The following is a 19673-nucleotide window of genomic DNA, read 5'->3' as shown; positions in this document are numbered from 1 at the left end:
CGCCGCATCCTTTTCAGGGAACTTTCCGGAAAAGGGACGAATGGTAGCACCGGGATGCCACCGAATCGGGACGCAGGTCACGGCATGCCGCTTTCCTGTCCGTACCCGGTGGTGCGGCTAGTCCTCGTTGAAGTAGTCGGTATCCAGGGTCGGGACCTTCAGCAGCCGGGCCGTCACGCCCACTTCGTGATCCATCATCAGGTGCACGAGGCGCGCGCCATCCACCAGGACGATGCCCTCGACCGAACTGGCGAAGGCGACGGCGTGAGCGGTGAATCCGAGGTCGTGATGAACACGCCACGCTTGGCCTTCTGCCCCGCCAGCGCTCCATAGAACGCCTGCAACTCCGGGCGGCCAACGGTGTTCTGCCAGCGCTTGGCTTGCACGTACACCTTCTCCAGGCCCAGCTTGTCCAGCGAGATGATGCCGTCGATACCCGCGTCCCCCGTGCCGCCGACCCGCTGCAGGTCATTGCGGCTGGCGCCGTAGCCCAGACGGTGCAGTACATCCAGCACGATGACCTCGAACCGGGTCGGCGAAATGTGCAGCAGGCTTTCCAGCAGCTCGCCGGCCACCGCTTCGCGAAGCTCCTTGAGCGCTTGGTGTCGCAACCCAGAAAGCCGCGCAGTGCGTGGCTTTGAAGATGGGGCCCACACGAACTCGAACCGTGGACCAAAGGATTATGAGTTGCCCAGAAACGCTGCAAGCCTAGTGAAACCGTGCGTAGCTGAGCGTAAGTACAGTTAGCTGGAAGTAGCGTGGTTGCTGGCGCTTACCGTAATTTGAGGAAACTGACCAAAGCTAGGCGCTGTGCTGCGATTGTACTTTTTGTTGGTGTGGGATGCTCTTGGGACCGTGGAAACAACCATCATTGCGGGCCCCATAAGCAGCCAGAATTTCGGTTAGCCATTCTGGCGTACGGCACGCCTCAGAGGGGAAGCTAGTGGCTGTGGAGACGCGCCTATGCAGGTGAAGTAATAAGTCTAATGAGCACCCTGAAATCTGGGTTGAACGAATGGTGTCATTTTGATAGCGTCGGGGCTGGCTTATGGGCAGATTTTGGATCGCGGATCGCGATCAGTGAAAACAATGTCCGAATGGACTGCCCTATGAGACTTGTCGACTCTCGACGGTCCCTCAAGTTTGCGAAGGAGTGCCCATAAGCCACCTCTTCTCTTCACCTTGTGTGCATATGAAAAAAATTGATGCTCTGCGGGCGGTTCGGACGAAGCCTCAACTTGCATTACTTCTAGGGGTTAAAGCTTCCGCGCTCACGTATCTTTTGTATGTATTGAAACCGGCCACACAGTATTCCAGTTTTGACATCCCTAAAAAAAGCGGAGGCGTGCGAACCATTAATGCACCCTCTGAGCGGCTCAAGCTTGTCCAGTCATCTCTGTCCGAGCTTCTGCAAGATTGTATTGAAGAGATAAATAAGGCAAAACCGCCGCGTGCCCCTAAGGGGCGATTCGCGAAGACTGAGAAAGAGGCAGGAGGTAAGCGGTCAAAGCATGTGGAGTATGTATTTACATCCACTCTATCTCATGGCTTCGTTCGTAAGCGTTCTATCATTACGAATGCGCTACTGCATTTAAATAAGAAAAATGTATTGAATGTAGATATCAAGGATTTTTTTGATAGCTTTAATTTTGGACGAGTGCGCGGGTTCTTTATCTCAAACAATAATTTCAAATTGGACCCTGGGATTGCAAAAGTTATTGCGCAAATTGCCTGCTACGATAATAAGCTGCCACAGGGGAGTCCCTGCTCGCCCGTAATAACAAACTTGATTACACATGGTTTAGATATACGATTAGCAGCCCTTGCAAAGAAAAGCTCGTGCACTTATTCGCGTTATGCTGATGATATTACGTTCTCTACTAGAGAGCGGTTGTTCCCCTCTAATATTGTTAAAGAAATAGCTGGAATTTATAGCTATGGAGACGATCTGAAGGCGGAATTTGGTCGAGCGGATTTCAAGCTGAATGAGAAGAAGACTAGAATTCAATATCATGACTCTCGCCAGGATGTCACTGGTTTAGTTGTCAACAAAAAGCCAAATGTGAAGAGTGAGTATTGGCGGTTGGTAAAGTCTCAATGCCACCTGCTGTTTAAGTCGGGTAGGTTTCTAGTTAAAGAAGACGGTAAAGTTAAGGATGGCAATGTTCTCGAGTTGGAAGGGCGCCTGAACTTTATTGATCAAGTAGATTATTATAACCGTTTGCGCCAAAAAAAACCTTTGAATCCAGAGTATGCTTTAGAGAACCACAAGTTAAATACTCGTAAGCTTCTGAGTGGGCGAGAGCGAACTTTTAGTAGGTTTTTGTATTATCGTTATTTTTATGCCAATGAAAAGCCTTTAGTGCTTTGCGAGGGGAAGACGGATAACTTATATCTTAAGTCAGCAGTAAACAGGCTTGTTGCGGCATATCCGCGTCTCGCCAAGGCAAAAACAGTTAATGCGCCGTACCATCTGCTGATTTCCTTTTTCAAGTATAGTGAGCGAACCAGGTTTTTGCTTCAATTGTACGGTGGCGCATCCTATTTAAAAGACTTCATTGAGTCATATGAGAAAAATTATTCTTTCTATAAGGCGCCTAAACCGTCTAATCCCGTGATTTTGGTTTTTGATAACGACACTGGTTTTAACTCTGTAGAGGCTTTGCTGAAAGGCTCTAAGATGAAAGAGGTCGTTGCTCATCCGGTCGGATCGAAAAAATCCAGTTTTAGAAATTCTGAATTTATTCATGTTTTCTATAATTTGTATGTTGTTTTGACCCCGCTAGGAGCAGCTAAAAGTACAGCTATCGAGGATCTTTTTACCCGCTCAACGTTAGATGAGGTTGTTTCTGGTAAAAAATTCAATCCGACAAAAGAAATAGATGTTGATAAGGAATATGGAAAGGAGGTTTTTGCGAAAAAAGTCGTTTTAGCTAAGAAGGGTAGTATAGATTTTTCCGGGTTTTGTCCGCTTTTAGATAGGATTGTTAAAGTCCTCGAGCATTACGAGTCTACTAAATGACAGCATTTAGCTCATGTCGTGGGGGAGATTATGCGTGAGCCAGTGAGCTATATTTGTGAAAGGACTGCCGAATACACTATTGTTCCTGAGCTGGTCAGGCATCTTAAGAGTAAACACTCTTACGTTACGCCTATTTATCCGTGGATGACTAGGGAGCTATCCAGGTTTTCGAGAGAATTACCTGGGGCTGGTGGCTTTAAGATACTAGGTCTTTATGCTCGACGTCCCAAGATAAGGGCAGGTTTAGACAATTCGATTTACATAAAGATTAACCGGGAAATAGTTATTGCCTCTAAAGTAGCTCGCGATTTTGGAATTCCGATGATCGCTGGTTGTCCGCTGGCGAGAAACTTAATTGAATTAGGTTGTTGCGATAGATTTCTTTGGGTCGATTTGCATAGCGTTTACCCTTCTGATGCGGACTCATTAGTAGTGGTAGATAATTTTTCTTGGGATAAGACATCCGAAGAAGCCTTTTTGAATTCTGACCTTGCACAAGTAATGCAGGATGCCGAGTCAGTGATGAGAGAGGTTAATTTGAATATTTTGGCTGAGGCCATTAAAGCTATCGGTTTGGCTGTGCAGGGTATTGATTATCACCCCTATTACTTTAAAGTCGGATATAAGCCTGTATATTTTCTAATCGCCGACTTTTGAATAGATGAAAGGTATAGGCGCTAGGGCTCCTTCTTCACGTCTACGAATACACGATGGATCTTATATAAACTTACCGTTCCGCCTGTTGCTTTTGCTGGGTTGAAAAGAGCCAAGTTCATTCCATCACTTACGGAGCTTCGGTATATAACCCCATCATATCCGCTCTTCTTGATGAATTCACAAAGGTATTGACTGGGTACATAGTCAATCGCAGCTCCTTGAGGGAGAACCGGTCTGGTCAATTCATCCCCTAACCGTTCAAGAAACGGAATGTCTGCGCGCAGTTGACCGATAGCGCCAGCATCACCTAGCAGAAATGGAGATACAAGTTTTCTTGGGTTCCGGAGGTCAACAGCCCTAAGAGGTTGTGCTATCGAGAACTCCGCGACGCAAGCAATTTCACCTGTGTGGGGCCGAACCTCTGACGCTGCGGTGTCTGGCTGGGATCCGACATATAAATATGGGATTCCCGGTGGATTCGCACGCCCGTGCGATGCTAGACGATTTGGGGGTGGGCCCATATCCTTAATTTCATAGTTGGCTTCACCATTTCGAATGCGAGCCCGGTACCACAGCACCGGCAAGTCATCCGCTGGGAGATGACCTAGCAGCTCTTTTAGACGATCCGTATCTAGCGGCTCGTCTAAAAAATAACGATTTTTATACATTAGCTCGTCGCGAAGGGTTTCCCATCTGACAAGAACTTCACTTTTATACTTCTCAGATGGAGAAAAATTTTTGCGGACGATATCGCCATCATCCAGAATTTCACCAAGTAATTCTTTGGCGTGAGCGATATCCATTCTTACATGGGAGAAAAGCTGCCAGTCTCCCTTCATCCACTCAACTAAAGTCTTGCCGTGAGGGTCCGGTTCATAAATGCTAATTAACAGTTGGAACCAGTCAGCAAGAGCTTTCGGTTCTACTAAATTTTGCTCGGTACTGTCGCAAAAGCTGCATGTTCCAACCGTAGTAGAAATTAGCGGAATGATGCTCTGTTTTAAGCCGCGATCACCAAAACATTCAGGGCAGCAATGAGTGGGCATGATTTTCTCAGCTGAAAAATTGGGCAAGAGTCTCGATGTGGTGATTCAGTGAGATTTTTTTAAGATATCCCAGTCCTGGGAAGTGTCTCTTAGCATGAAGCGAACGAAGTTCTTGGATCGCGTGTGTCTCGTATAAATTTGATGTGCCGGAGTCTAGCTTTGACATTAGTTTTTCAAGAGCTTCGGCGAACTTTCCGGCAGGGTCGGTTGGTGTGTCTTGACTTTCAGATACGAAGTGATAAATGAAAATCGCATCATCTTGATCTGGATCGATGAATGTTAGGTGAATTGCGACGGCATATGCTGGACCACCTGATTCAGAATAATCGTCGCCGACAATGGAGAAATCGCCGAACCCATTCATCCCTTCCTCTTCAAAAGTGACATTTAGATCAGAGAAAAGCTCTACCGGTGGATAATCCCTGTTTCTTCTTCTTTTGAATCCATCTCGCAAAAGAACTCGCTCACTTCCAATGAAGTGCTTTCTGTATGTTTTCGGACAAAACCCTTCATTAAAAATCTGACGTGTTGCGGATAGCCGCTCTCCCAGTTCTTGTGCCAACTCTTTACCATGTGTGAATCCGGCATGAACGAAATTTAACTGGTGCTGGCTATGACGCTCGCAAAGCTCCATTGCTTCGCCGATGGTCATATCTTGCCGAAGTAGAACGCCTGCGCCGATGGAGGGCGTATTGACATATCCACGAACGAACTCTGTTATCCCCGCGCCGTTTTCTCTATGGTCCCCATAATATGGATTCACAATAACGATGGCTTTACCATTAGCATCACACACCGCTGTCATCGCCTTATCGAGCCCGCTTAGCGCTTCTCTAACAGGCTCAATTATGGGAACGAAATTCGATGCTGCTAATAGCGTCGAATTATCACGAACAGAAATTAATTCGTACTGCTTTCCACGAAAATATGGATAATACATTCAGATTATGTCCAATCCATGGCGTTAATGATAGGAAGTCTTAATGCATCGAGCAAACGTTGTTGTTGGTCTGGGTTATGGATTTGTACCGAGAGAGCTATAGGCCTCAACGACATAGGCAGTCTCTTAATAAAGCTGCTGAGAGGCGCAAGGCTACGTGTCCGTTTTAGCGTTTTTACCATGGCGCCATGTGCCTCTTGAGGTGCCAGCTGGGAGAAGCTTTCACGCATGACGCTTCGTAACACGGTATTAGGTACGTCAGGAACTGTGATGCCCGAGTCGTTTAATATGGAGCGAGCTTCATCAGCGCGTAACGACTCGAATATAGCTACAGGACAAACGTCGCTAGAGTTGTCTATTGACTCTCTAATTTTTGAAATTTGACTTCGGCGGTTGAGGCACATAACACCAACTTCGAGTGGTGTGTTTTCTAGGACGCTATTTATATGCGCTTCGCCAGCTATAACATATATTTTTGCGAAGACTTTTTTATAGTTGAGAATCTGGTTTTCAAGCCGCGCTAGAGAGTCCCGCTCCGATTTTATTTCATAAACGGTTGCGGTCCCATTTAGAATCGCTAAATCAGCTTTACACGCGCCTGTACGAAATTCCGTCAACATGCTCGAACTGTTGAGGGAATGGGTGCCTAGTAAAATATTTTGTGTCAGAGCCGCGCGGTAGACATACTCGTCTCGGTGACCTTCACGCCGAAGAATTGCAAAAGCCGCGTCGAAAGCATCAGCTACGGTTTGACTTCCCATCTTGACTATCCCCGTTTGTGAGAATAGACGAGCAAACAGCGCTGACTGCCCACTCCGCGATATTTCACGGAAAACACCAGGAGAAAACAGCCTTGAAAGCGCTGAAAGTTGGGATGCATTCGGTGACACGATTCCTCCGCAGGCCGCCAATCTAGAGGTCGAAAGCGGTTTGCAATTCTAGACCATTCGTTCGTAGCAGGGCATTTCTTAATGCCGCGAAGAGGCAGCTATCCGTTGATCTGAAGCTACCTTTCGGCAATGCGGCAGAGACTGCGTCTCCATAGATCTTGCGCTTTAGCGCCCGGCTCAGCCTCACATTATGCCAGGCTGTATAGTCTGTCCCGGGCTGAGTGGACACTGACTTGTGGATAATGCCCACCGCAAGGAGTGCTCATGACCCAGAACAGACGGCGTTCTCCCGAATCCTTCAAACGCGAGGCGGTAGATCTGGTGCTTGTCGGCACGCCGCTTCGTCATGTTGCCGAGACGCTCGGCATCGCTGAAAGCCTGCTGGGCAAACGGAAGTGTCAGTACGAACATCAAGGTGACGATGCCTTTCCGGGCAATGGCAAGCAGCGTGGTGAGAGCGCGGAGCTGCGTCAACTACGCCAACAACTGGCTTAGGTCACCATGGAGCGCGGCGTATTAAAAAAGGCGCTCGCCATCTTCTCGCAGCCCACGAAGTGAGGTTTCGCGCCATCGAGGCGTGGGCTGGTCGTTACCCCGTAGTACCAATGTGCCGGTTTTTGCGGGTGCCGCGCAGCGGTTCCTATGCCTGGCAACAGCGACCACCTTCGGCGAGAGAGAAGGAGAATCGGCGTCTGAGCAAGGAGATCCGCGTCATCCACCACGAGGTGAATGGAATCTATGGCCACCGCCGCATCAAGGCTGAGTTGACGGCCATAGGGCTGGTGTGTGGTTTTCCGCACCAGGGCCTTCCATGTTCCTGCGTCCGTTTTGACGATTGTGGCCATCTTCACGCTGCTCTCAAGGCCTGCCGCTGTACCGGCACTGTACTGAATTTGTACATTGGGACTATAGGATTGCTCTAGCGGCTTTTCGTGCAGAAACGAAAAAGCCGCACAGTGCGCGGCTTTGAAGGTGGTGGGCCCACACGGACTCGAACCGTGGACCAAAGGATTATGAGTCCTCTGCTCTAACCGACTGAGCTATAGGCCCCCAGAAGGCCGGCGGATTATACCGGCGTGGTCCGCGGGGTGCCAATCGCGTGTCGAGGGGTGAGGAAGCGGTGGGCAAAGGCGTCGGCGGGCAGGGGGCGGCTGATGAAGTAGCCCTGGATGTGCTGGCAGCCGAGTTCGGCGAGGAAGGTTTCCTGGACCTGGGTCTCGACGCCTTCGGCGATCACCGTGAGCTGCAGGCTGTGGGCAAGGGCGATGATGGCGCGGGTGATGGCGATGTCGTGGGGGTCGTGGGGCAGACCGCGAACGAAGGACTGGTCGATCTTCAGGGTGTCCAGGGGCAGGCGCTTGAGGTAGCTCAGGGAGGAATAGCCGGTGCCGAAGTCGTCGATGGCCAGTTGCACGCCGAGGCGCTTGATGGCGTGGAGGATGTCCAGGGCCTCCTCGGCCTGGCTCATGATGAAGCCTTCGGTGATTTCCAGCTGCAGGCGTTGGGACTCCAGGCCGCAGCCCTTGAGCAGGTGCTCGATGCGCTCCACCAGGTGCGGCTGGTGCAGCTGGGCGCCGGCCAGGTTGACCGACAGGGGCCCGAAGGGGGCGTGGCGTTCTTGCCACTCGTGCATTTGCCGGCAGGCTTCCTGGAGCACCCAGTCGCCCAGGCCGAGAATCAGGCCGCTGTCCTCGGCCATGGGGATGAAGCGGTCCGGCGGGATTTCCCCCAGCAACGGGTGATGCCAGCGCACCAGGGCCTCGGCGCCGATCAGGCAGTGGTTGGAGAGGCACAGCTTGGGCTGGTAGTAGAGGCGCAGCTCGTCCCGTTCCAGGGCGCGGCGCAGTTCGTTCTCCAGGGCCATGCGTTCGGTGGCGCGGAAGGTCAGTTCCCGGGTGTAGTACTCGACGCGGTTGCGGCCCTTGGCCTTGGCCTTATACATGGCCGCGTCGGCGTTCTTCACCAGGGTCGCCACGTCCTGCCCGTGCTCGGGGAACAGGCTGATGCCGATGCTGGCGCTGACGAAGAACTCGTGCTGTTCCACGTCGAACGGGGCGCGGAAGCAGGTCAGCAGGGCGGTGGCGGTGCGCAGGGCGTCGTGGGGCGGGGTGACGTCGGGCAGCAGGATGATGAACTCGTCGCCCCCCAGGCGCGCCAGGGTCTCGTTGTCGCCCAACTGGGCGCAGAGGCGTGCGGCGATGCCTTGCAGCAGGGCGTCGCCCACCGGGTGGCCGAGGCTGTCGTTGATGTGCTTGAAGCGGTCCAGGTCGAGGAACAGCACCGCGCCCTGGGCGTCGCCCTCGGCCTCCAGTACGGCGCTCAGGCGCTCCTCGAACAGCAGGCGGTTGGGCAGCCCGGTGAGCGGGTCGTGGTGGGCCTGGTGGTCGAGGCGCGCTTCAGCCTGCTTGAGGGGCGAGATGTCGGCGAACACCCCCACGTAGTGGGTCATCACGCCCTGGTCGTCGCGCACGGCGTTGATGGTCAGCCATTCCGGGAAGACCTCGCCATCCTTGCGGCGATTCCAGATTTCTCCCTGCCAGTGGCCGACGCTGGTGAGCTGGCCCCACATGGCCTGGTAGAACGCCTGGTCGTGGCGGCCGGATGCGAGCAGGGCGGGCGACTGGCCCAGCACCTCGTCCTCCCGGAAGCCGGTGATCTCGGTGAAGGCCGGGTTCACGGCGCTGATGCGTTGCCGGGTGTCGGTGATCATCACCCCCTCGGCGGTGCTCTGGAACACGGTCGCCGCCTGCTTCAGGCGTTCCTGCATCTGGTGCCGTTCGGTGACGTCCCGGGCGATGGTGAGGAGGTACTGCTCGTCGCCGATGGGCAGGGACTGAGCCGCCAGTTCGCACAGGCGGACCTCGCCGCTGCGGTGGCGGATCGGCGCGGTGAAGGTCTGCACCCGACCCTCGGCCTGGATCTGCCGCACCAGGCGCTCGCGGTCGGCGGGGTCGACCCAGATATCCAGGTCCAGGGTAGAACAGGAGAGGGCTTCGTCGGCGGCGATGCCGGTGATGCGGCGGAAGCCCTCGTTGGCCTCGACCAGCGTGCCGTCGCTCAGGCGGCTCATCAACAGGCCGTCCGGCGAGGCATGGAAGGCGCGGGCGAACTTGTCCTCGGATACCTGCAGCCGCTGCCGGGCTTCCTTCAGCGGGCTGATGTCGCGCACCGCGACCACCAGGGCCGGCAGCTCGCCCAGCTGGATACGGCGGGTGGACAGCAGGCCGCTGAACGACTCGCCGTTGCGCCGGTGGAACGGCATTTCCACGTTCTGCAGATCCTCGCGCTGCAGCCGGCGCAGCAGTGGGGCGATCTGCCCGCGGTCCCACAGCACCAGCTCGGAGGCGGTGCGGCCCAGGGCATCCTGGGCGGGAATTCCGGTCTCCCGTTCGAAGGCGTGGTTCACTGCCAGCAGCCGGCCATCCTCGCGGCGAGCGATGAGCATGATGTCCGGGCCGTACTGGAACACCGAGGAGAATTTCTGCTCCGACAGGCGCAGGGCCTGCTCGGTGTACTTGGTCTCGCTGATGTCGATCATCAGGCCGCGCAGGGTGGTGGTGTCGCCGTGGCGGGTCGGGGTGACGATGTCCCGCACCCACACCACCCGGCCGTCGGCGGTGAGCATGCGATAGTCGAAGCTGAAATCGCGGCCCGCCCGGCGCTCGGCCAGGGCGTAACGCAGCGTGCGCTCGGCATCGTCGGGGTGCAGCGCCTGTTCCCAGAAGCCGGGGCGCAGCCAGGCCTCCAGGGAATGGCCCAGCAACCGCTCGGCATGGGGCGAAACATAGGTGAAGCGGTCGTCCAGCTGGCGTTCCCAGGCCACCGCGTTGAGACTTTCCACCAACCCGCGGTAGTGCTGCTCGCTGCAGCGCAGCGCAGCCTCCAGGGCGGCGCGGCTGGTCATTTCCGCGTGCAGGCGCCGGTTGATGCGCAGGATCGCCGCGAGCACCGCCAGCAGCACCAGCAGGGCGGGCAACCCGTAGACCAGCAGCGGGCGCCAGGTGGAGCGACGGTCGATGACACCGCCTACCCAGCGTTCCTGGATGGCCTGGACCTGGGTCGGGTCGAGCTGGGCGAACAGCCGGTCCAGCAGGTCGATCAGGGGCTGGCGATCCTTGGGGGCGGCCATGGACAACTGGTAGCGGTAGGGCGTGTCGCCGCTGATGTAGACGCCTTCCAGCTTGAGGCTACGCAGGCTCCAGACGCTGGAGGCGAGGTCGCCGACGAAGGCATCGACCCGATGGGTGGCCAGGGCCTGCAAGGCGGCCGACACGCTGGGCAGCGGTACCAGGTTGAGGTCGGGATGGCTATTGCGCAGCAGTTCGTGGGGCGCGTAGTCCGCCACCACTGCCACTTTCAGGCCATAGAGGGCTTTCAGATCCCCCGGGTGCGGCCCGCCTTCATGGGCGAGGATGACGATGGGGAAGTCCAGGTAGGCCCGGGTAAAGGCCAGGTAGCGCTGGCGTTCCGGCGTGGACATGATCCCCGGCAGGAGGTCGAGTTCGCCGCGTCGCGCTTGGTCCAGCGTCTCGCGCCAGTTGCCGGGCTGCTGGGGGTGGAGGGTCACGCCCAGTTCCCGCTGGATCAGCTCGACGTAGTCGGCCGCCAGCCCCTGGTAGGCGTCCTGGTCGTCGCGGAATTCGAACGGCGGCCAGGACGGGTCGATGCCGATGCGCAGGTCCGGGTGGGTGTCGAGCCAGTTCCGTTCCGCCGAAGACAGTTCCAGCCCGCGCACGGGCAGGGTCCAGGCCGCCAGACACAACATGAGAATGGCCGGAAAACGCACCATGACGATCTCGTCATAAAGGGGAGGGTGTGGGTGCGAGTGTAGACGGCGGAATGGCGTCGTCGATAGTGCCGCACAGCAAAACCCCCGGTCGGACCGGGGGTTTCGTTGTCACTCGTCAAGGAAAGAGCGCAAATGCTCGCTTCGGGACGGATGCCGCAGTTTGCGCAGCGCCTTGGCTTCGATCTGGCGGATACGCTCACGGGTCACGTCGAACTGCTTGCCGACCTCTTCCAGGGTGTGGTCGGTATTCATGTCGATGCCGAAGCGCATGCGCAGCACCTTGGCTTCCCGGGCGGTGAGCCCGGCCAGGACTTCGCGGGTCGCTTCCTTGAGGCTTTCCACGGTGGCCACGTCGATCGGGGACTGCATGGTGCTGTCCTCGATGAAGTCGCCCAGGTGCGAATCCTCGTCGTCGCCGATGGGCGTCTCCATGGAGATCGGTTCCTTGGCGATCTTCAGCACCTTGCGAATCTTGTCCTCGGGCATCTCCATGCGCTCGCCCAGCTCTTCCGGCGTGGGTTCGCGACCCATCTCCTGGAGCATCTGCCGGGAAATCCGGTTGAGCTTGTTGATCGTCTCGATCATGTGCACCGGAATACGGATGGTGCGCGCCTGGTCGGCGATCGAGCGGGTGATCGCCTGGCGGATCCACCAGGTGGCGTAGGTGGAGAACTTGTAGCCGCGGCGGTATTCGAACTTGTCCACCGCCTTCATCAGGCCGATGTTGCCTTCCTGGATCAGGTCGAGGAATTGCAGGCCGCGGTTGGTGTACTTCTTGGCGATGGAGATCACCAGGCGCAGGTTCGCCTCGACCATCTCTTTCTTCGCCCGGCGGGCCTTGGCTTCGCCGATGGACATGCGGCGGTTGATGTCCTTGATCTCACTGATGGTGAGGTCGACTTCCTTCTGCAGGTCGATCAGCTTCTGCTGGTTGCGCTGGATGTCGTCGCGCAGCCGGCCGATGGCCTCGGCGTACTTGGCCTTGCCGTTGGCCAGCTCGGCGCTCCAATCCAGTTCGATCTCGTTGCCCGGGAACAGGCGCAGGAAATCGGCACGGGGCATGCGGGCGTCGCGGACGCACAGCTGCATGATGGCGCGTTCCTGGGCGCGAACGCGCTCGAGGGCGCCACGAACGCGCTCCACCAGGACGTCGAACTGCTTGGGCACCAGCTTGATGGGCATGAACAGCTCGGCCAGACCCTGCAGCTCGTCGATGGCCTGCTGGCTGGAACGGCCATGTTTCTTCAGAGCCTTCTTGGCCTTTTCGAGCTGCTCGGAGACGGCGGTGAAGCGGCGCAGGGCTTCCTCCGGATCGGGGCCGCCGTCACCTTCTTCCTCTTCCTCGCTGTCGCCTTCCTCTTCTTCCTCGTCCTTTTCGTCCTTGGTCGCGTCGCTCTCGACTTTCGGTTCGACCGGCTCGACTTCGGCGGGAACGGAGCCGTCATCCGGGTCGATGTAGCCGCTGAGCACGTCGGACAGGCGACCGCCTTCGGTGGTGACGCGGTGGTATTCGGAGAGGATGCCGTCCACGGTGCCGGGGAAGTGGGCAATGGCGCCCATGACTTCGCGGATGCCTTCCTCGATGCGTTTGGCGATCTCGATCTCGCCTTCGCGGGTCAGCAGCTCCACGGTGCCCATTTCGCGCATGTACATGCGCACCGGGTCGGTGGTGCGGCCGATATCGGTCTCGACGGCGGCGAGGGCGGCCGCGGCCTCTTCGGCGGCGGCTTCGTCCGTGTCCGCCTCGGCCAGCAGCAGGGCGTCCGCGTCCGGGGCGCTCTCGAATACGTTGATCCCCATGTCATTGATCATGCGGATGATGTCTTCCACCTGTTCCGGATCGGAAATATCCTCCGGCAGGTGGTCGTTGACCTCGGCGTAAGTCAGGTAACCCTGCTCACGACCACGGCTGATCAACTCTTTAAGGCGAGACTGTTGCGCTTTTCCGGACATAACACCCTATCCACTGAAGGTCTTGGCGGGCTGAAAACAAGCTGAGCATTATAGCCGAGCATTGACGTCACGCGCCAGTTTAGGTCGGGACGATGGGGGGAGTACCGCGACTGAGAAGGTCGCGCAATTGCTCTTTTTCCTCGGCATTGAGCTCGCTCTGGCGAGCCTTGCGCAGGAGATGTTCGAGGCTGCGCTCGCGCTGGCGAGCCGCCAACCTAGTTATAGTGTCGAAAAACTGTTGTTCAAGGTTATCGCTGGAAATCAGCCATTCCTTCTCCGCCAGGAGCCGCAGCAGGCGGCCCTGTTCGGTGCCGTGCCAGCGGGCGATCAGCTGCAGCGAACGCAGCGTCGGGTTCTTCTGCAGCGCTTCCAGCAGTGACACCATGAGTTGTGCGTACGGGTCGTTTTCCGCAGCGAACCGGCTGGCATTTTCCACCTTCTGCGCCAGTTGAGGGTGGTGCAGCAGGGTGCGAAGGGCGCTCAGGTTCGGTGACTCCACCGACACCGCGCTGCGGGGCGCGCGAGGTGGGGCATCCTTCTGCGCCCAGTCCCTGCCCTTCTTTTTCTTCCAGGGCTTGTCCGAACCGCTTTTCCAGGACGGCGATTCCGTGAAGCCTCCGGCATCGGGGGGCGATGCGTAGTCGACCAGGGCGTCGTAGTAGCCGTCGTCCGTCGCGGGCGGGGCGTCCGGCTGGCGCGGGGCGGGCGTGGCGAACTGGCTCAAGGCTTCGCCGGACAGGCCGGTGAGGACCTGCAGGTGTTGGCGCATGAGCTGGCGCAGATTCGCGCCCGGCACCCGCTCGATCAGCGGGTTGGCCAGCATCGCCAGGTGCGCCTTGCCTTCCAGGGAAGACGGGTCCGCCTCCTGGGTCAGCTGCTGGAAAAAATAATCCGCCAGGGGCATCGCCTGCTGGCTGATGCGCGCGCGGAACGCATCGGTGCCTTCCGCGCGTACCAGGCTGTCCGGGTCCTCGCCCTCGGGCAGGAACAGGAAGCGGGCCCGACGGCCATCCTGCAGGCTCGGAAGCGCGGCTTCCAGGGCGCGCCAGGCGGCCTTGCGCCCGGCCTGGTCGCCATCGAAGCAGAACAGCAGGCTCGGCACCAGGCGGAACAGGCGCTTGACGTGCTCCTCGGAGGTGGAGGTGCCCAGGGTCGCTACCGCGTTGCGCAAGCCTTGCTGGGCCAGGGCGATGACGTCCATGTAGCCCTCCACCACCATGACCTCGTCCAGGTCGCGGTTGTGCATGCGCGCCTCATAGAGGCCATACAGCTCCTGGCCCTTATGGAAGACCGGGGTTTCCGGTGAATTCAGGTATTTCGGCTTGTCGTCCCCCAGGACCCGCCCGCCGAAGGCGATCACCCGGCCGCGGGTGTCGCGGATGGGGAACATTACCCGGTCGCGGAAGCGGTCGTAGCGCTTGCCGGTCTCGGTGTTCTCGATCAGCAGGCCGGCGTCGATCAGGGTCTTCTGCTGCAGGGCGTCGCCGCCCAGGTGCTTGAGCAGGTGGTCCCAGCCCGGCGGTGCGAAGCCGAGGCCGAAGTCGCGGGCAATCTCGCCGGTCAGTCCGCGGCCCTTGAGGTAGTCCACCGCGGCCCGGCGACTCGGGTGGCTTTTCAGGGCCTGCCGGTAGTAATCGGCGGCGGCAGCGAGCAGCGGGTAGAGCGGTGAATCGGTGGGCTGGCGAGGTGCGCCGGGGCGGCCTCGGTCTTCCCGGGGCACGTCCAGGCCGGCGCGCTTGGCCAGTTCCTCGACCGCCTGGGGAAAGTCCAGGTGGTCGTGGTCCATGATGAAGCCGAGCGCGTTGCCGCCGGCGCCGCAGCCGAAGCAGTAGTAGAACTGCTTGTCCGCGCTGACGCTGAAGGAGGGGGTCTTTTCCTTGTGGAACGGGCAGAGCGCGCTGTAGTTCTTCCCGGCGCGCTTGAGCTGGATGCGCGAACCCACCACCTCGACGATGTCGGTGCGGTTCAGCAGGTCATCGATGAAGGATTGCGGGATCAGTCCGGCCATGGGGCATCAGGGTACTGCCGGGAGACGCGGAGGCGGAAGTGCAAGCGCCGTCGTCTCGGGTTTCAGGGGGCCGGAAAAAGCAACGCCCGGCATGAGCCGGGCGGTAGCGGTGTCAGCGGTACGCCGTGTAACTCAGTACAGGCGCTCGCGACGGCGCTGTTCGCGCTGAACCTTCTTGGCGTGACGCTTGACGGCGGCAGCGGCCTTGCGCTTGCGCTCGGTGGTCGGCTTCTCGTAGAACTCGCGGCTGCGGACTTCGGCCAGGACACCGGCTTTTTCGCAGGAGCGTTTGAAGCGACGCAGGGCTACGTCGAAGGGTTCGTTCTCTTTAACTTTGACGGCTGGCATCCAGGTCGTACCTTCACTAATTACCGGGTGGCGAACGTCTCCAGGCAATCAGAGTGGAGAACGTCGGTTTTCAAGGGTTGCGGATATTAACGCTCCGGTCCCCGAAATGCAAAGCCTTCAGTCGAAAAGCGCTGGTCCGGTCAAGGGGGCACGCTTATGATGCGCGCCTTCGATTGACTGGCCGAATCCGAACCCCTTATGCGAGTGCTGGGCCTGGAAACTTCCTGCGACGAAACCGGCGTCGCCTTGTACGACAGCGAGCGCGGCCTGCTGGCCGACGCCTTGTTCAGCCAGATCGACCTGCACCGGGCCTACGGTGGGGTCGTCCCCGAGCTGGCGTCCCGGGATCACGTCAAGCGACTGCTGCCGCTGACCCGCCAGGTGCTGGCGGACGCCGGCGTGGGCGCCGGGCAGATCGATGCCATCGCCTATACCGCCGGCCCCGGCCTGGTGGGCGCGCTGCTGGTGGGCGCCTCCTGCGCCCAGGCCCTGGCGTTCGCCTGGGGCATCCCGGCCCTGGGCGTGCATCACATGGAGGGCCACCTGCTGGCGCCGATGCTGGAAGAGCGGCCGCCGCAGTTCCCCTTCGTCGCCCTGCTGGTGTCCGGCGGCCACACCCAACTGGTGCGGGTGGAAGGCATTGGCCGCTACCAGTTGCTCGGGGAGTCCCTGGACGATGCGGCGGGCGAGGCCTTCGACAAGACCGCCAAGCTGCTCGGCCTGGGTTATCCCGGCGGGCCGGAGATTGCCCGCCTGGCCCAGTCGGGCGTGGCAGACCGCTTCGTCTTCCCGCGGCCGATGACCGACCGCCCCGGCCTGGACTTCAGTTTCAGCGGCCTCAAGACCTTCACCCTCAACACCTGGCAGCGCTGCCGCGAGGCCGGCGACGACAGCGAGGAGACCCGCTGCGACATCGCCCTGGCCTTCGAGCGGGCGGTGGTGGACACGCTGGTGCTGAAGTGCCGCCGCGCCCTGCGCCAGACAGGCCTGAAACGCCTGGTGATCGCCGGTGGAGTCAGCGCCAACCAGGCGCTGCGGCAGGCCCTGGAGCGCATGCTCGGCGAGCTGCGGGGCGAGGTGTTCTATGCGCGGCCACGCTTTTGCACCGACAACGGCGCGATGATCGCCTACGCCGGTTGCCAGCGCCTGCTGGCCGGCCAGCAGGACGGCCCGGCGATCGCGGTCCAGGCCCGCTGGCCCATGGAGCAGCTGCCCGCCGTCTGAGGCGAATGAGCGCGTCTCATGGCGAGGATTCAGAAATGCCGTTCGCGTCCGGCGAACAGGTCGCGTAGATTGCCGCGGTGCCGCCAGACGATCAGGGCTGTCAGCACGCTCATGGGCAGCAGCGCCTCCGGCCGCTGCCAGGCCAGCAAGGGCAGGGTCAGCGGCGTGGCGATCAGCGCGGCCAGCGAGCTGGTGCGGGTGAGCAGGAAGGTCAGCAACCAGGCCGCCGCCGCCAGCAGCGCGGCTGGCGGATACAGGCCCAGGAGCATGCCCGCCGCGGTGGCGACACCCTTGCCTCCGTGGAAGCGGAAGTAGACCGGGTAGAGGTGACCGAGCACCGCAGCCAGGCCGATCCAGGCCTGACGCTGGGGCTCTAGCCCCAGCGCGGCGGCAACCAGCACCGGCAGCAGGCCCTTGAGCAGATCGCCAAGCAGGGTCAGGATCGCCAGCCGGCGGCCCGCCAGGCGCAGCATGTTGGTGGCGCCGGGATTGCCGGAGCCCTGGGCGCGCGGGTCGGCGGTGCCGAACAGCCGGCTCAGCAGGATGGCGAAGGACAGCGAGCCGAGCAGGTAGGCGAGGATCGCCAGCAGCCAGAACATGGTATCCATTTCCGGGGCGAGGGAGCCCCGATTTTAGGCTTGGTCGGCCTGCCCCTGTAAACCGTTCCATGGCGGCCGGGCAGCGGCGCCGGGCCGGAGACACGAGCGACGTGGACATCGTTTTCATCGAGGGGCTGGAAGTCGACACTGTGATCGGTGCCTACGACTGGGAGCGCGACATTCGCCAGTGCCTGAGCCTGGACCTGCGCTTCGCCTGGGGCAACCGGGCCCCGGCCGCGCAGGACGACCTGGACAAGGCCCTGGACTACGCCCAGGTTTCCCAGCGCATCCAGGCCTTCGCCGGAGCCTCGCGCTTCCACCTGGTGGAGACGTTCGCCGAACGGCTGGCGTCGACGCTGATGGACGACTATGGCATCACCTGGCTGTGGCTGAAGGTGACCAAGCCCGGCGCGGTGCCTGCCGCCCGCGGTGTCGGCGTGGAGATCGAGCGCGGATGTCGCTGATACCGGTCTTCCTCGGCCTCGGCAGCAACAGTGAGCGCGAGGTCCACCTCACTGCGGGGCTCGATGCCCTGGCCGGTTTCCTCCACGAGATGCATTGCTCCCCGGTGTTCGAGAGCGAGCCGGTGGGCATCAGGAGCGGTCCCTTCTTCAACCTGGCGGTGAGGGCGCTGACCGACCTGCCCCTGGCGGAACTGGATCGGCGCCTCAAGGGCATCGAAGCTGACAACGGCCGCTATGCGCCGAATCGCAAGGGCCTGCCCCTGGACATCGACGTGCTGCTGTACGGCGATCAGGTGGGGGTGTTCGACGGGCTGGTGCTGCCTCGGGCGGAGATCCTGAAGAATGCCTTCGTCCTCTGGCCCCTGGCGCTGCTGGCGCCGGCCCAGGAGCACCCGGGGGCGAAGCGGCCGTTCGCCGACCTCTGGCATGAAGCGCGGATCGACCAGCGCCTGTGGCCGGTGCCGTTCCACTGGCGCGGAACCGCGCTGACCCCTGAACCGCTGCTGCGCGCCGCTACCGTCACGCCGACGGCCTAGGGGCGGCCTCGTCCCGGTGGCGCGTCAGCGCCGCCAGCCGTGCCTCCCGCAGAGCCTCTCCCAGCGCTGCCCCGGTAAACCCACGCGCCACCAGCGGCTGCGCCTGCACCGCCCGCGCGGCGTCGGCGGCGCTCCGCAGGTAGGCGATGGCGGCCGGCACATCCTGGGTTTCATCGGCGATCAGCGCGCAGGCGGCGAGGAATTCCGCGAAGCGCTGCGGGCGTCGGTAGATGTCGAAGCGCTGCAGCAGGTCCAGCAGCGCCGTGGGTTCCAAGGCCTGAGCCCGGCGCCCGGCGGAGTGGAATTCCACCGTCAGCAGCGCCAGTTCCTGACAGTCCCTCGGCACCTTGCCGCGCAGGTTGATGGCCTGCACCTGGCGCAGGCCCTCGACCGGGTCGTCCTCGCCCAGGGCCTGCAGGAGGCAGGCCCAACGCACCGTCAAGGGCTGCTCGCCCTCGGCGCAGCGGCGCAACACCGCCAGCAGGCGCTCGCCGCGCGCTGTGTCGAACAGTGTATCCACCTCGGGCAACCAGGCCGCCAGCGCGCCGCAGCGCCGCAGGGTCTCGATGAACACGTCGGGGCGCGGTTCCAGCAGGGCCCGGGACACCTCCTTCCAGGTCCGCTCCGGAGTCAGGGCCTCCAGTTCGCCGGAGTCGGCGATCCGTCGCATCAGCGCCAGGGTTTCGTCGGCGATGCGGAAGCCCAGGGGCGCGTAGCGGGCGGCGAAGCGCGCCACCCGCAGCACCCGCAATGGGTCCTCGGCGAAGGCGGGGGAGACGTGGCGCAGCCAGCGTCCGCGCAGGTCGTCCTGGCCCCCGTGGGGGTCGATGAGGCGACCCTCGGCGTCCTCGGCAATGGCGTTGATGGTGAGGTCGCGGCGGGTCAGGTCCTCTTCTAGGGTCACGTCGGGGGACGCGTGGAAGACGAAGCCGCCGTAGCCGCGGCCGCTCTTGCGCTCGGTGCGGGCCAGGGCGTATTCCTCGCCCGTGCGCGGGTGGAGGAATACCGGAAAGTCCGCGCCCACCGGGCGGAAGCCCAGGGCCAGCATCTGCTCCGCGGTGCTTCCCACCACCACCCAGTCCACCTCGGTGACGGGGCGGCCGAGCAGGCGGTCGCGCACGGCGCCGCCCACCTTGTAGACGTTCAGTCGATTCTCTTCCATGGGCGGGAAGGATACCGGCTGCACACCGGTACGCG

The 19673-nt window shown here is 60.1% G+C and carries 17 protein-coding genes and 1 tRNA gene; 7 read left to right on the top strand and 11 right to left on the bottom strand.

The genetic code is table 11. The annotated features are described in order from the left end of the window. Positions 1–197: 197 nt before the first annotated feature. Positions 198–575 (bottom strand): restriction endonuclease, encoded by a 378-nt coding sequence (locus FM069_RS08330; RefSeq protein ID WP_407681568.1) that lies wholly within the window; start codon positions 573–575, stop codon positions 198–200. A gap of 617 nt (positions 576–1192) precedes the next feature. Here FM069_RS08330 and FM069_RS08325 point away from each other — a divergent pair. Both FM069_RS08325 and FM069_RS08320 read left to right on the top strand, forming a co-directional pair. Beyond that, positions 1193–3022: a retron Ec67 family RNA-directed DNA polymerase/endonuclease gene (locus FM069_RS08325; RefSeq protein WP_143487835.1), complete on the top strand. Its 1830-nt coding sequence runs from the start codon at positions 1193–1195 to the stop codon at positions 3020–3022. A 30-nt stretch (positions 3023–3052) separates the two neighbouring features. Further along, on the top strand, positions 3053–3679 hold the full coding sequence (locus FM069_RS08320; protein ID WP_143487834.1) for a hypothetical protein: 627 nt from the start codon (positions 3053–3055) through the stop codon (positions 3677–3679). 20 nt (positions 3680–3699) lie between these two features. On the opposite strand, the gene FM069_RS08315 is transcribed toward FM069_RS08320, so the two are convergent. From FM069_RS08315 to FM069_RS08305, 3 genes are read right to left on the bottom strand one after another with little or no spacing between them, the layout of a single operon-like run. Continuing rightward, complete coding sequence (locus FM069_RS08315) at positions 3700–4725, bottom strand: RES family NAD+ phosphorylase (protein WP_143487833.1); 1026 nt, start codon at positions 4723–4725, stop codon at positions 3700–3702. A gap of 7 nt (positions 4726–4732) precedes the next feature. Continuing rightward, on the bottom strand, positions 4733–5665 hold the full coding sequence (locus tag FM069_RS08310) for a sce7725 family protein (RefSeq protein WP_143487832.1): 933 nt from the start codon (positions 5663–5665) through the stop codon (positions 4733–4735). A gap of 5 nt (positions 5666–5670) precedes the next feature. Continuing rightward, a complete protein-coding gene (locus FM069_RS08305; protein ID WP_233282006.1) occupies positions 5671–6426 on the bottom strand; it encodes a sce7726 family protein in 756 nt (251 codons plus the stop codon). Between the two features lie 393 nt (positions 6427–6819). Here FM069_RS08305 and FM069_RS08300 point away from each other — a divergent pair, with 393 nt between their 5' ends. Both FM069_RS08300 and FM069_RS22270 read left to right on the top strand, forming a co-directional pair. Continuing rightward, positions 6820–7050, top strand: coding sequence for a transposase (locus tag FM069_RS08300; protein ID WP_143487831.1), 231 nt, complete (start codon positions 6820–6822; stop codon positions 7048–7050). A 110-nt stretch (positions 7051–7160) separates the two neighbouring features. Continuing rightward, positions 7161–7478, top strand: coding sequence for an IS3 family transposase (locus tag FM069_RS22270; protein WP_407681567.1), 318 nt, complete (start codon positions 7161–7163; stop codon positions 7476–7478). A 50-nt stretch (positions 7479–7528) separates the two neighbouring features. On the opposite strand, the gene FM069_RS08290 is transcribed toward FM069_RS22270, so the two are convergent. From FM069_RS08290 to rpsU, 5 genes are all read right to left on the bottom strand, one after another. Continuing rightward, positions 7529–7605 (bottom strand) — tRNA-Ile (locus FM069_RS08290). Between the two features lie 16 nt (positions 7606–7621). Then, positions 7622–11344, bottom strand: a complete 3723-nt coding sequence (locus FM069_RS08285) for a bifunctional diguanylate cyclase/phosphodiesterase (RefSeq protein WP_143487829.1) — start codon at positions 11342–11344, stop codon at positions 7622–7624. A 108-nt stretch (positions 11345–11452) separates the two neighbouring features. Further along, positions 11453–13297 carry an RNA polymerase sigma factor RpoD gene (rpoD, locus tag FM069_RS08280; RefSeq protein ID WP_143487828.1) on the bottom strand — a complete coding sequence of 615 codons (1845 nt, stop codon included), beginning with the start codon at positions 13295–13297 and terminating at the stop codon, positions 11453–11455. A 79-nt stretch (positions 13298–13376) separates the two neighbouring features. Then, the gene (gene dnaG, locus FM069_RS08275) at positions 13377–15305 is read right to left on the bottom strand and encodes a DNA primase (protein ID WP_143487827.1); all 1929 of its coding nucleotides are present in this window, start codon (positions 15303–15305) and stop codon (positions 13377–13379) included. A gap of 132 nt (positions 15306–15437) precedes the next feature. Next, on the bottom strand, positions 15438–15653 hold the full coding sequence (gene rpsU / locus FM069_RS08270; protein ID WP_021702507.1) for a 30S ribosomal protein S21: 216 nt from the start codon (positions 15651–15653) through the stop codon (positions 15438–15440). 198 nt (positions 15654–15851) lie between these two features. On the opposite strand from rpsU, the gene tsaD reads away from it, so the two are divergent. Next, on the top strand, positions 15852–16877 hold the full coding sequence (tsaD, locus tag FM069_RS08265; protein WP_143487826.1) for a tRNA (adenosine(37)-N6)-threonylcarbamoyltransferase complex transferase subunit TsaD: 1026 nt from the start codon (positions 15852–15854) through the stop codon (positions 16875–16877). Between the two features lie 29 nt (positions 16878–16906). Here tsaD and plsY read toward each other — a convergent pair whose 3' ends face one another. After that, positions 16907–17476 (bottom strand): glycerol-3-phosphate 1-O-acyltransferase PlsY, encoded by a 570-nt coding sequence (gene plsY, locus FM069_RS08260; protein WP_143487825.1) that lies wholly within the window; start codon positions 17474–17476, stop codon positions 16907–16909. 110 nt (positions 17477–17586) lie between these two features. On the opposite strand from plsY, the gene folB reads away from it, so the two are divergent. Next, entirely contained in the window at positions 17587–17940 is a 354-nt protein-coding gene (gene folB / locus FM069_RS08255; protein ID WP_143487824.1) for a dihydroneopterin aldolase, read from the top strand. Further along, complete coding sequence (gene folK / locus FM069_RS08250) at positions 17931–18476, top strand: 2-amino-4-hydroxy-6-hydroxymethyldihydropteridine diphosphokinase (protein WP_143487823.1); 546 nt, start codon at positions 17931–17933, stop codon at positions 18474–18476. Before folB ends, folK begins: the two co-directional genes overlap by 10 nt. On the opposite strand, the gene FM069_RS08245 is transcribed toward folK, so the two are convergent. Then, positions 18460–19623 (bottom strand): multifunctional CCA addition/repair protein, encoded by a 1164-nt coding sequence (locus tag FM069_RS08245; RefSeq protein WP_143488056.1) that lies wholly within the window; start codon positions 19621–19623, stop codon positions 18460–18462. The two genes, folK and FM069_RS08245, sit on opposite strands and share 17 nt — an antisense overlap. Between the last annotated feature and the right edge of the window lie 50 nt (positions 19624–19673).

Source organism: Pseudomonas mangiferae, assembly GCF_007109405.1.
Taxonomy (GTDB): Bacteria; Pseudomonadota; Gammaproteobacteria; order Pseudomonadales; family Pseudomonadaceae; genus Pseudomonas_T; species Pseudomonas_T mangiferae.
Note: the sequence above shows the minus strand (reverse complement) of the source record. Positions and strands in the feature narration are given on the sequence as shown.